Here is a 12133-nt window from a genome sequence, read left to right as displayed (position 1 = left end):
GGTGTCGTTCAGCCGATCTGCGCGTTCTTGTCCACGGTCACCTGGTCGATGTCGGAGGTCCTGACCGTCACCGCGATCGCCCAGTTGCCCGCCATCGGGATCTGTACCCCGCTCGCCGTCCAGTGTCCGGTGGCGATCCGGTCGGGGACCACGGGCAGCGGCCCGATGTCCTTCGCCTTGAGGGTGAAGGAGACTTTGACCTCGGGGATGTCGAAGGCCTTGCCGTTCGGCCGCTGTACGTAGACGTGCATGTCGTTGCCGCCGACGCGGGCCGGGTCGATCTCGACGCGTGCGAGACCCTTGCCGTCCTTGCCGCCGGTGTCGAACGGGATGTCCACGGCCAGTGCCCCGGTGGCCTCCTGCGAGCTGGCGGCGGTGGCGGCCTCGGCCTCCTCCACCGTGCGCCCGGGTTCGGTGGACGTCAGCACTGTGGTGACGGCCAGCAGGACCACCGCGACGCCTGCCTCGGCGAGCACCGAGCGGCGCAGGCCCGAGCGGACCGGATCGGCGTCCCGCACGCGCTTCTCGCGCGCGGTGGCCACCGCGGCCCGCTGCCGGGCCAGTTGGGTGGCCCGCTTGCCGTCACCGCTGCCCGCGGGAGTGACGGCCGGCTCCTTCTCGTCCTCGGACTCGCGGTCTTCCTCCTCGGAGGTCGCCGCGGAGGTCTTCGCCGAAGCCTTCGCCGAGGCCTTGGCAGAGGCTTTGGCCGAAGCTTTGGCAGAGGTCTTCGCGGTGGCCTTGACCAGCGTGGCCGCCGAGGTCTTCGCGGCCTTCGTGGCCGGTGCCTGCGACAGTCGCGCCGTCCAGCGCCGCGATATCCACGCGATGCCGACGAGGACGACCACCAGGCCGATCTTGACGAGCAGCAGTTGCCCGTACGACGTGCCGGTGAACGCGGACCAGGAGCCGAGCTGTCGCCACGACTGGTAGATGCCCGTGGCGGCCAGCACGGCCACACTGCCGAACGCGATGCGGGAGAAGCGGCGTACGGCGGCCGGCTCGATGGACGGCGCGCGGTAGAGCGCCACGAGCAGCGTCGACAGGCCGCCCAGCCAGACGGCTACGGCGAGCAGGTGCAGCACGTCGACGGGCATCGAGATTCCGGTCTGGATACCGGTCGAGGCGTGCTCGGCCATGGCCCAGGTCGCGGCCAGACCTGCCGCCACGACGAACCCGCCGATGGCGAGCCCGAAGGTCAGATCGCCCTTCTCCTCGTCGTCCTCGCGCTTTTCGTACGCTCCGAAGAGCACGGCGATGAACAGGGCGCCCGCGGCGAGCAGCAGCAGGCGTGAGACCAGTGCCGCGCCCGTCTTGGTCTGCAGTACATCGCTGAGCAGGGTCAGGTCGAAGATGTCCCCGACCTTCCCGGAGCCGGTGTACGAGCCGCGCAGCAGCAGCATGGCGAGCGTGGCCCCGGTCAGCGCGAGCCATCCGGAGACCACGAGCCGCTGCACCGACCGCTCCCCGGTGCCCCGCTGCCAGCAGGCCAGCACGAAGGCCGCGCCGCCGACGAGCAGGATGAAGCCCGCGTACGAGAGATAGCGCGCGAAGCCGTAGAGCCCGCCCACCACTCCGCCGCCGGCCTCCTGGTCGGACACGGAGACGGAGGTCGTCGAGGGGGCCCCGATGGAGAAGGTGAAGGCGCCGGAGACGGGGTGGCTGTCCGCCGACACCACCTGGTAGGTGACGGTGAACGTGCCGTCCGGCAGGCCCGAGTGCAGCTTCACGGAGTACGTGTTGGTGCCCTGCTCGCTGGTCTTCCCGGTGTCGACGCGCTTGCCCTTGGGGTCGAGCACGCGCACCGAGCCGTCGGACATCGCGACACCCTCGGAGAAGGTGAGCGACACCTGGGCCGGCGCCTCCTTGACCACCGATCCCTGCTGGGGGTCGCTCGTCGTCAGGGCGGCGTGCGCGGAGACGGGCGCGGACCCGGCGAGGAGCGCGCCGGTGACGGCGAGGAGCAGCAACAGCAGCGTCCGGACGCGGGGAGCGATGGTCTGACTCACGGTTGGTCCCTCCCTCAGTGGTGAGACGTCGAGGACGACTGCGTGGACGACCTGGAGGACGACCGCATGGACGATTTGGTGGTCGCCGTCGGCCGGTAGGTGGGGGACTTCACCGGCATCTCGACCTTCATCGGCCCGGACTTGGTGAAGTGCAGCTCCAGGGACACCTTGTCGCCCTCCTTCGGCTTGCGCTTCAGCTTCTCGAACATGAGGTGGTTGCCGCCGCTCTCCAGGACGAGCTTCCCGTGACCGGGGACGTCGAGGTTCTTGACCTCGGTCATCGACTGCCCGGACGTCGCGTGGAGGGTGACCTCGCCGGCGATGTCACTGGTGACGGAGGACAGTCTGTCGTCGGCTCCACCGGCGTTGGCGACGACCAGGAAACCGGCCGCCATGGAGTCCGAGACCGGCTGCGGCATGTAGAGCGAGCCGACGGACAGTTCGGGTTCCGAGGAGCCGGAGTCCGAGTCGCCGCAGCCCGCCAGGGCCAGGGCGGCGGCCACGACGAGGGCGGCCGCCGAGGCTCCCGTCGACACCTTGGCGTACGGCGTACGACGCGTCACGGCTTCTCGCCCTTGATCAGCTTGGGGAGGTCCTTGGTGTAGTCGTCGACGGTGGCGTCCTCGCCGTACAGCACGTAACCGCCGTCGGTCTTCGGGGAGAAGGCGATGACCTGGGTGCCGTGCATCGAGACGACCTTGCCGTTCTTGTCCTTCTTCGGCGCCTCGATGGAGATGCCGAGCGTCCGGGCACCGCCCTGGATGGTGGCGAAGGAGCCGGTCAGGCCGACGACGTCGGGGTCGATGCCCTTGAGCCACTTGCCGAGTGCGGCGGAGGTGTCCCGCTCCGGGTCGGTGGTGACGAACACGATGCGGAGCGAGTTCTTCTGGGCCTGCGACAGCTGCTTGTTCTGGGCCAGCTGCTTCTCGGCGACGGCGATGTTGTTCATCGTCAGCGGGCAGACGTCGGGGCAGTTGGTGTAGCCGAAGTAGATCAGCGTCGGCTTGCCCTTGGTCTCCTTGCGGAGGTCGTACTGCTTGCCGTGTGTGTCGGTGAGGACGAGGTCCGGCTTCTCGAACGGTTTGTCGAGGACCGTCGCGGCCTTGTCGGAGCCCGCCTCCTCGGACACCTCGGCGACCGCGTTGTCGGCGTCGTCACCGCTGCCGCAGGCGGAAAGGGTCAGGGCGGCCGCGGCGAGCAGTGCGGCCGCGGCGTACGTCTTCTTGCGCATAGTGCATTCTCCGGGGGGACGCCTCACCCGGTCGCCGCTGTGCGGCGGGCCGGACCCCCGGCCGGAAAACGGATTCGGCCGGGGTCCCGGTGGGGCGTCCCGTGGTTTCGATGGGTGGGACTTGGCTTACGCGGTGGTACGCCGACGACCGGCGAGCACGCCGAACGCCACGCCCGCCACGCCGACGACGATGCCCACGACGCCCAGCACGCGGGCCGTGGTGTCGCTGCTGTCGGAGGAGGCGGCCTCGGTGGTCGAGGTGTTGGCGGCGGCCTTCGCGTCGTCGGCCTCCGCGGAGTCGTCGGAGGCGGCGGAGGCGGATCCGTGGTGGTCGTCCGTGGCGGCGGACAGGGCGAGCACCGGAGCCGGCGTCTCGGGCTCCTCCTCGCCCTTCGTCGGGGTCTCGATCCAGCGCACGACCTCCTTGTTGGAGTACGTCTGGATCGCCTTGAACACCAACTCGTCGGTGTCCTCGGGCAGCGCGCCGATGGAGAGCGGGAACTTCTGGAAGTAGCCGGGCTGGATGCCCTTGCCGTCGGCGGTCCAGGTGACCTTGGTGACGGCCTCGTTGATCTTCTCGCCGTGCAGTTCGAGCGGCTTGTCGAGCTTGGACTTGGTGACCTTGACGGTCCAGCCGTCGACGGCCTGCGGCATCACCGAGGCGAGCGGGTGGTCGGCCGGGAAGTTCACTTCGAGCTTGGTGGTCGAGGCCTTGTCGCGCTCGTTCGGCACCTTGAAGTTGACGGTCGCGTAGCCACCCTTGGCGGCCGTGCCCTCGGGCTGCACACTGACGTGCGCGAACGCGGGGCCGGACAGGACGAGGACGGCGGAGGCGGCGACGGCACCGGTCGCGGCGATACGGGAAGCCTTCATGGCAGGGACACTCCACTTTCAGCACTGGTTCGGTGGCAGAACGGGGTTGCGCGTGCGAAAGAGCGGGCACGCGCGCGTGCCGCACGACGGCACCCCGGGAGTGATACGTCCAGAAGTGGTGCGTCGCGTCAGGCGGCGAGGGTGAGAATCCCGTGGGCCGGCGGACCGCGCCGGACGACCGAGTGCTGAAGAGCGGTCGCGGGTACGGCCGGTGGCACGTACTCCGTGGCCCGCGGTACGCGCGGCGCCTCGGGGGACGTGCCCGGGAGACCCGCCAGCAGGGCGCGTACGAGCGCCAGGGCCCCGCGCAGGGAGACGAGCGCCCCTTCGGCCACTCCGTGCGCCGAGAGGCGCAGGAGGCGCCGCAGCGCGATGTCCCCGCGGCGCAGCAGCCATCCGGTGGCGGCGGCCGCGAGAACGTGGCCGAGGAACATGGACAGCGACGGCAGCGCCGACATCGGCGTTCCGGCGGCGGCCGACGCCATGGCGCCCGCCTGTTCGTGGGCCGCGTGAGCCGTGCCCGTCCCGCCCGTTCCGGCCATGCCGACTGTGTCCAGCCGTGCGTCGGCGAGGATCCGCTGTGCCTGGGCGGGGCTGAGTGTCGCGACGGACGCGCCGCACACCAGCCGGGCGGCCCGGGCCACGAGCGAGGCGTCCGCACCGGTGGCCGCCGTCGCCGCCGTGCCGTGCTGGCCGAGCCCGAAGAGCGTGTGCAATGCGGTCTGGCCGACCGCGAGCAGCACGGCGATGCCCGGCAGGGAGCGCTCACGCCCGGCGAGCGGTGCCGCGACGGCGAAGACGGCGAGGAATCCGGCTCCCAGCGACCACAGGGGAACCGTGGCGCAGGAGACGATCGCATGACCGGCCGCGGCCAGCACGACACAGACCGCGGTGAACACCGCGGCCCTCAGGACCCGGAGATCACCTCCGGTGCGCGCGCGCTGGTGGGGGGCAGTCATGGCGGGCTCATCATCGCACTGGGCTCACCCGCTCCACACGGCAGGTCCACAAGGTGACGTACGTTCCGGAAGGTCACGTTCTGGTACTGGTAGTACGCACATACACCGGCGGATGGCGCCGGCACATCCCCCGAATGGGCGGCATCACGTCAACGGCACGCTTACACCCGGCTCTGTGCGGCAATACGTATCGGTATGTCGAGCCGCGGCCAGGAGGCTGGAGCATGAGCATCTGGTGGTCCCTCCATCTCCGGCGTGAGGCGGCGAGCGTGCCGCTCGCCCGGCGCCTGCTGCTCGGCACGATGGAGTCGGCAGGGGTGGATCCCGACATCTCCTACGACCTCTCCGTCGCGCTGAGCGAGGCTTGCGCCAACGCCGTCGAGCACGGGGGCGAGTCAGTCCACGGGGAGTCCGGCGAGGCCTACCGGGTCACGGCCTATCTGGACGGCGAGACGTGCCGCATCGAAGTGGCCGACTCCGGACCCGGGTTCCCGTCGGGACGGGGACGCGCACCGGTCCGGCCCGCCCACAGCGACGCCGAGAACGGCCGGGGTCTCTGTCTGATCCAGGAGCTCGCCGACCACGTCCACATCGGCAACAAGCCGGGCCGCGGCGGCGCTGTGGTCAGCTTCGACAAGATGCTCAAGTGGCGCGAGGACGCGCCGCTGGTGGCCACGTAAAAGGCGTTCTGCAGCACTAGGAGGGCTGTTTTCCCGCCGACTTCGGCCTCCCCGGCATTCTCAGGGTCCTCACAGCCGCCCCCCATGTCCCTGACGGGCGGCGTCCCTAGCTTTCCCGGTATGACGGGAACACACAAAGACACGACCATCACCCGGCGCCGCGCGATCGCGGTCACCGGAGGAACGGTCGCGGCCAGCGGGCTCGCGATCGCCGGATACCAGTCCGCCTTCGCCGACGAGACGACCGCCGCAGCCACGGAGACGACGGCCACGGAGACGGCCGCCGCGAGCGCGTCCGCCGGTTCGAGCAGCGGCACCTGTGTCCTCATGTCCAGTGTCACGGAGGGCCCGTACTACCTGGACGGCGCTCTCGTGCGGAAGGACATCACCGAGGGCAAGAGCGGCGTCCCGCTGACCCTGCGCATCACCGTGCAGGACACCACCGAGTCCTGCGCCCCGGTGGCCGGCGCGGCGGTGGAGATCTGGCACTGCGACGCCTGGGGCTACTACTCCGGCTACACGACGGCCAACCCCGGTGGCTCGGCGCCCGCAGAGAGCGAGGACGGCTCGACCGCCGACGACAAGACGTACCTGCGCGGCTACCAGGTCGCCAACGCCAACGGGGTCGTCAAGTTCGAGACGATCGTCCCCGGCTGGTACACGCCGCGGACCTGCCACATCCACGTGAAGGTGCACACCGGCGGCGAGAAGGAGGACGGCACCTACGAGGGCGGCAAGGTCAACTTCACCGGCCAGCTCTTCTTCGACGACGCCGTCGCCGAGCAGATCTTCGAGCTGGAGCCCTACTCGCAGCACACAGGCACCTGGACCAAGCTCGACGACGACATGGTCTACGACGGCGGAGGCGCCTCCAGCGGCCTGCTCACCCTGAAGCCCGTCCACAAGAAGGACCCCTCCAAGGGCTACAAGGGATCCATCACCCTCGGCATCGACCCGGACGCCGAGAACACGGGCGCGGGCAGCGGCGGCGGTGGTGGCGGTACGCCCCCGAGCGGCACGCCCGGCGATGCCCCCAGCGACGCCCCGAGCGCGTCGGCCTCCTCCACCGACTCCTCCTCGTAAGCGTTTACGTCGATGAGAGGACGTGAAAAGTCGATGAGCAGCCGTGAGGACGAGACGCTGGCCCACGCCGCCGTGACCGCGCTGACCGGGCATCTGGCGCTGGAGCCCAAGCCCGGACTGCCCGACCCGCGCGATCTCGCCGCCCGCACGACCGGCGAGGACCACTGCTCGCTGCGCTGGTCGGCCAAGGCGCTGGCGCCCGGCCTCGCGGCGATGGCGGCGGCCGCCCGCCGCACCGGCGCGGCGACACCGGAACTGAGGGCGGAGCTCGGCGCGATCGGGCGCTCCACCGAGCACTCGGTGGCACTGGCGGGCGGCGGTCACCGCGGAGCCCTGTGGGTGCTCGGCCTGCTGGTCGCCGCGGCGGCCCTGGAACCCCGCGCCACCGGGCGCGACCTGGCCGCGACAGCCAAGCGGATCGCGGCGCACCCCGACCGGCGGGCGCCGCGCCGGCCCTCCCGCGGCTCGTCGGTCTCCGCGCAGTACGGCGCGGCCGGAGCGAGGGGCGAGGCCAGGGCCGGATTCCCGCACGTACGGCGGGCGTTGGAGGCACTGGCCACGGCCCGCTCGGCGGGCGTCCCCGAGCCGTACGCCCGGCTCGACGCCCTGATGACCGTGATGTCGACGCTCCAGGACACGGAGTTGCTCTACACGGCCGGCCCGCACGGCCTGCGGCACGTCCAGGCGGGCGCCCGCGGGGTGATAGCGGCGGGGAGCACGTCCACGCAGGCGGGCCGCGCGGCACTCGCCTCCTTCGACGACGACCTCCACGCGCGCGCGTGGAGCCCCCGCGGAAGCAGCGGGCTGCTCGCGGGGGCTCTGTTCGTGGACTCGCTGCCGGTGACGGTCAGTTCACCGGTACTGGCCGCCTGACCACCGGTGCGGCGGCGGGCCGGCCGTCCGTCGCCCACCGCACGGCCGGCCCCATCGCGTACGAGGCCGCCAGCATCAGGCCGCCCAGGAGCAGCCACCCGGGCGTCCCCCACCCCACGAGCAGCGACGTCAGCACCAGTGGCCCCGCCGTCCGCGCCACCGTCACGCCCGTACCGAAGAAGCCCTGGTACTCGCCCACCCGGTCGGCGGGGGCGAGGTCGAACGACAGCTGCCAGGAACCCGCCGACTGCTGCATCTCGGCGACGACCTGGAGCACCGCGCCGACCATCAGCACGGCCACCGCCACCCAGGGCGAGACCCCGGCCGACAGTGCGAACACCGCGCACGACGCCAGCATCACGAGTCCCGAACGACGCACCGCGCGCGTGGCCGACGTCGGCCCCCGCACCCCGCGTGCCATCCGCACCTGGAAGAGCATCACCGCACCGGTGTTGAGCACGAAGAGTGCGGACACCAGCCAGGTCGGCGCCTCGGTCCGCTCGGCGATCCACAGCGGGATGCCCAGGCTCAGCAGCGGCATCCGCAGCAACAGCACGGTGTTGAGAAGCGTCACCAGGGCGTACGGGCGATCGCGCAGCACTCCGAGGGCGTCGCCCCGTCCCTTTTCGTCGGCCACGCGCGTGTGCACCGGCTTCACGACGGGCAGTCGCAGCAGCACCGCCGCGCACAGGAGGAAGCTCACCGCGTCCAGCGCGAACACCCCGAGGTAGGCCTCCCGCGTGCCCAGGTGCAGCGCGAGTCCGCCGAGCCCCGCTCCCACCGCGAGACCGGCGTTGAGCGTCGACTGGAGGTGCGCGAGCAGCCCCGTCCGCTCCTCCCGGGACACCAGCCCGGCCAGCAGTGCCTGCCGGGCCGCCGCGAGCCCCGACTGCGCGGAGGCGTACGCGCACGCCGCGAGCACGAACGGCACGAAGCCGCGTACGACGAGGAAGGACGCCACCGCGACGCTCGTCGCGAGCGCCAGCAGTACCTCCGTGCCGCGCGGCCCGCACCGGTCGGCGAGCCGTCCCAGGGGCACGCCCACCAGCGACCCGACCGCCCACGCGACAGTGAGTCCGAGCCCCACGCGCGCGGGGGCGAGCCCGACGACATGCGTGAAGTAGAGGGCGGACGTGACGTAGTAGGCACCGTCCCCGACGGAGTTGCTCAACTGGGCCAGGGCCAGAACACGCTGCGGACCCGCGGGAGGGATCACACGGCTCGTCCTCGCGGGGACTCCGGCGGGTGCGACTCGGTTCGTCATGACTACGACGCTACGGGCAGAATGGAACCCTCAATAGGTCCAATATCCACGCACTTTATTGTCCCAATTAGCGAGCTCAAGCACCGGCTCAAGCCCCAGCTCAAGATCCCGGCTCAAGGCCCCGGGCCGGCCCCTCAGGCCCCCTCCAGCACCCGCCCCAACACCTCCAACGCCTCCGGATAGACCCGCTCCCGAGGCGTCCCGTACCCGACCACGAGCCCCTGCGGCCGTCCGCCGCCCGCCGTGTGCCAGTGCTCCCCGAGGTGGCCCACGGCGAGTCCCTCCTCCGCGGCCCGGGCCAGCACCGCGCCCTCGTCGGTCACGTCGATCAGCGCGTGCAGCCCCGCCGCGATGCCCCGTACACCGCGCCGCGTCCCCACCCGGGCCAGCAACTGGTCCCGTCGCCGCCGGTACCGCAGGCGGCACGCGCGTACGTGCCGGTCGTAGGCATGGCTGGTGATCATTTCGGCGAGGGCCAGCTGGCCGATGGACTCCGTGTGGTGGTCGGTGTGCAGCTTGGCGTCGGCGATCGCGTCCACGAGGTGCGGCGGCAGCACCATCCAGCCGAGCCGCAGCGCGGGCCCGAGTGTCTTGGACGCCGTCCCCAGGTAGACGACATGTCCGGGTGCCATCCCCTGGAGGGCGCCCACGGGCTGCCGGTCGTAGCGGAACTCCCCGTCGTAGTCGTCCTCGACGATCAGCCCTCCACGCGCGCGTGCCCAGTCGGTGAGCGCACGCCGCCGCTCCGGGTGCAGGGTCACCCCCGTCGGGTACTGGTGCGCGGGCGTGACGACGACGGCCGCCGCGTCGTCCAACCCCCGTACCGAGGCGCCCCGTTCGTCGACCTCCACAGGGGCCACGGTTCCGCCGTTGTGCCGCACCACGTCCCGGTGGAAGGGGAGGCCGGGGTCCTCCATGGCGATCACGCCGGTGTCCAGCACGCGTGTGAGGAGCGCGAGTCCCTGCACGTACCCGGAGGTCACGACGATCCGCTCGGGCGGGGCGATCACCCCGCGTGCCCGCCCCAGGTACCCGGACAATGCCGTCCGCAGCTCGATCCGGCCGCGCGGGTCCCCGTAGTCGTAGGCCAGGGAGGGCGCGCTCGCGATGGCCCGGCGCAGCGCCCGCAGCCAGGCCGCTGCCGGGAACGTACCGACGTCGGGGCTGCCGGGCCGCAGATCGAAACGAGGTGCACGCGCGCGTGAGGTCGCCTCCGGAGCGTCCGTAGCCGGGGTGGGCAGCGGGGCGACCTGGGTGCCGGACCCCTGCCGTGCGGTCAGATACCCCTCGGCGATCAACTGGTCGTACGCCGACTTGGCCGTGCCGCGCGAGATCCCGAGCTCGGCCGCGAGCCGGCGTGTCGCGGGCAACCGTGTCCCGGGCGCCAGCCGCCCGTCCCGTACGGCATCGCGCAACGCCCGTTCGAGCCCGGCCCGGCGCCCGTCGGCGGCGTCGGGTTCGAGGTGCAGATCGACACCGACGCCGGACCAGAACGCGTCCACAGACAAGTCCCCCTCAGTGAAACGCGTCCCTTCTTTTAGGGGCGCGGGGCCGTGACATGGTGCGGCTACCCCGGAGCGCGACCAGCCACCGACCGCGCGCAGACATATGGCCGGGCACCACACTGGTACCCGGCCATCCATGTCATGTCAGCCCATGAGCAATGTCAGCCCTTGAGAGACGCCATCCACGCCTCGACCTCGTCCGACCGGCGAGGCAGCCCGGCGGACAGGTTCCGGTTGCCGTCCTCCGTGACGAGGATGTCGTCCTCGATGCGGACGCCGATGCCCCGGTACTCCTCGGGCACGGTCAGGTCGTCCGCCTGGAAGTACAGCCCCGGCTCGACGGTCAGGCACATGCCCGGCTCCAGCGTGCCGTCCACGTACGTCTCCGTCCGCGCGGCGGCGCAGTCGTGGACGTCCATGCCGAGCATGTGACCGGTGCCGTGCAGCGTCCAGCGCCGCTGCAGCCCCAGCTCCAGAACGCGCTCCACGGGGCCCTCGACGAGCCCCCACTCGACCAGCTTCCGGGCCAGCACGCGCTGCGAGGCGTCGTGGAAGTCGCGGTACTTGCCGCCCGGCTGCACGGCCGCGATACCGGCCTCCTGGGCCTCATACACGGCGTCGTAGATCTTCTTCTGGATCTCGCTGTACGTGCCGTTGATCGGCAGCGTGCGCGTGACGTCGGCGGTGTAGAGCGTGTGGGTCTCCACGCCCGCGTCGAGCAGCAGCAGGTCACCGGAGCGCACGGGGCCGTCGTTGCGCACCCAGTGCAGCGTGCACGCGTGCGACCCGGCGGCGCAGATGGAGCCGTACCCGACGTCGTTGCCCTCGACCCGCGCGCGCAGGAAGAACGTGCCCTCGATGTAGCGCTCGGACGTGGCCTCCGCCTTGTCGAGGACCTTCACCACGTCCTCGAAACCGCGGACCGTCGAGTCGACGGCCTTCTGCAGTTCACCGGCCTCGAACTCGTCCTTGACCAGCCGGGCCTCGGAGAGGAAGACGCGCAGTTCCTCGTCGCGCTCGGCGGTCACCTTGTCGGTGAGCGCCGCCTCGACGCCGGCGTCGTAGCCGCGCACGACCCGCACCGGGCCTGTCGCCTCGCGCAGTGCGTCGGTGAGCTCACGGACGTCGGAGGCCGGGATGCCGTACAGCTGTTCGGCCTCGGTGAGGGAGTGGCGGCGGCCGACCCACAGCTCGCCCTGGCCGGAGAGCCAGAACTCGCCGTTCTCGCGGTCGGAGCGCGGCAGCAGGTAGATCGTGGCCTTGTGGCCGTTCGTGGCCGGCTCCAGCACGAGGACGCCGTCCTCGGTCAGGTTGCCGGTCAGGTACGCGTACTCGACCGAGGCACGGAAGGGGTACTCCGTGTCGTTCGAGCGGGTCTTCAGGTTGCCCGCCGGGATCACCAGGCGCTCGCCCGGGAAGCGTGCGGAGAGCGCGGCACGACGGGCGGCGGTGTACGCGGCCTGCGGGATCGGCTCCAGGCCGTGCAACTCGGTGTCGGCCCAGCCGGACTTCATGCTCTCGGCCAGCTCGTCGGACACGCCCGGGTACAGGCCGTTCTTGCGCTGCTTGAGCGGCTTCTCTTCGTCCGCCTGGTCGGCGTCATCGTCAAGCACAGCTTCCGGGGTCTCCGGGTTGAGCGCCTCCGACACGGTCTGCCTC

At 71.4% G+C, this 12133-nt stretch carries 11 protein-coding genes; 3 read left to right on the top strand and 8 right to left on the bottom strand.

The genetic code is table 11. The annotated features are described in order from the left end of the window. Positions 1-8: 8 nt before the first annotated feature. The 5 genes from ACZ5VQ_RS11445 to ACZ5VQ_RS11425 form a co-directional block, all read right to left on the bottom strand. Complete coding sequence (locus tag ACZ5VQ_RS11445; protein WP_469104702.1) at positions 9-2006, bottom strand: copper resistance CopC/CopD family protein; 1998 nt, start codon at positions 2004-2006, stop codon at positions 9-11. Positions 2007-2020: 14 nt separating this feature from the next. Beyond that, the gene (locus ACZ5VQ_RS11440) at positions 2021-2569 is read right to left on the bottom strand and encodes a copper chaperone PCu(A)C (protein WP_469104701.1); all 549 of its coding nucleotides are present in this window, start codon (positions 2567-2569) and stop codon (positions 2021-2023) included. After that, positions 2566-3237, bottom strand: a complete 672-nt coding sequence (locus ACZ5VQ_RS11435) for an SCO family protein (protein WP_469104700.1) — start codon at positions 3235-3237, stop codon at positions 2566-2568. The genes ACZ5VQ_RS11440 and ACZ5VQ_RS11435 overlap by 4 nt, the downstream gene beginning before the upstream one ends. Positions 3238-3363: 126 nt before the next feature. Further along, positions 3364-4110, bottom strand: coding sequence for a YcnI family copper-binding membrane protein (locus ACZ5VQ_RS11430; RefSeq protein WP_469104699.1), 747 nt, complete (start codon positions 4108-4110; stop codon positions 3364-3366). A 128-nt stretch (positions 4111-4238) separates the two neighbouring features. Further along, positions 4239-5069 (bottom strand): hypothetical protein, encoded by an 831-nt coding sequence (locus tag ACZ5VQ_RS11425; RefSeq protein ID WP_469104698.1) that lies wholly within the window; start codon positions 5067-5069, stop codon positions 4239-4241. A 224-nt stretch (positions 5070-5293) separates the two neighbouring features. On the opposite strand from ACZ5VQ_RS11425, the gene ACZ5VQ_RS11420 reads away from it, so the two are divergent. From ACZ5VQ_RS11420 to ACZ5VQ_RS11410, 3 genes are all read left to right on the top strand, one after another. After that, positions 5294-5749, top strand: a complete 456-nt coding sequence (locus ACZ5VQ_RS11420) for an ATP-binding protein (protein ID WP_143643376.1) — start codon at positions 5294-5296, stop codon at positions 5747-5749. Between the two features lie 120 nt (positions 5750-5869). Beyond that, a complete protein-coding gene (locus ACZ5VQ_RS11415; RefSeq protein ID WP_469104697.1) occupies positions 5870-6832 on the top strand; it encodes an intradiol ring-cleavage dioxygenase in 963 nt (320 codons plus the stop codon). A gap of 33 nt (positions 6833-6865) precedes the next feature. Continuing rightward, positions 6866-7705 (top strand): triphosphoribosyl-dephospho-CoA synthase, encoded by an 840-nt coding sequence (locus tag ACZ5VQ_RS11410; protein WP_469104696.1) that lies wholly within the window; start codon positions 6866-6868, stop codon positions 7703-7705. Here the strand turns inward: ACZ5VQ_RS11410 and ACZ5VQ_RS11405 are convergent. The 3 genes from ACZ5VQ_RS11405 to ACZ5VQ_RS11395 form a co-directional block, all read right to left on the bottom strand. Then, positions 7680-8969 carry an MFS transporter gene (locus tag ACZ5VQ_RS11405; protein WP_469104695.1) on the bottom strand — a complete coding sequence of 430 codons (1290 nt, stop codon included), beginning with the start codon at positions 8967-8969 and terminating at the stop codon, positions 7680-7682. The two genes, ACZ5VQ_RS11410 and ACZ5VQ_RS11405, sit on opposite strands and share 26 nt — an antisense overlap. Positions 8970-9103: 134 nt before the next feature. After that, positions 9104-10471, bottom strand: coding sequence for a MocR-like pyridoxine biosynthesis transcription factor PdxR (gene pdxR, locus ACZ5VQ_RS11400; protein ID WP_469104694.1), 1368 nt, complete (start codon positions 10469-10471; stop codon positions 9104-9106). 164 nt (positions 10472-10635) lie between these two features. Continuing rightward, positions 10636-12123 carry an aminopeptidase P family protein gene (locus tag ACZ5VQ_RS11395; RefSeq protein WP_469104693.1) on the bottom strand — a complete coding sequence of 496 codons (1488 nt, stop codon included), beginning with the start codon at positions 12121-12123 and terminating at the stop codon, positions 10636-10638. Positions 12124-12133: the final 10 nt, after the last annotated feature.

This window comes from Streptomyces sp. NPDC033178 (genome assembly GCF_055577685.1).
The sequence above is the reverse complement of the archived record's forward strand: the minus strand, read 5'-3'. Positions and strand labels throughout refer to the sequence as shown.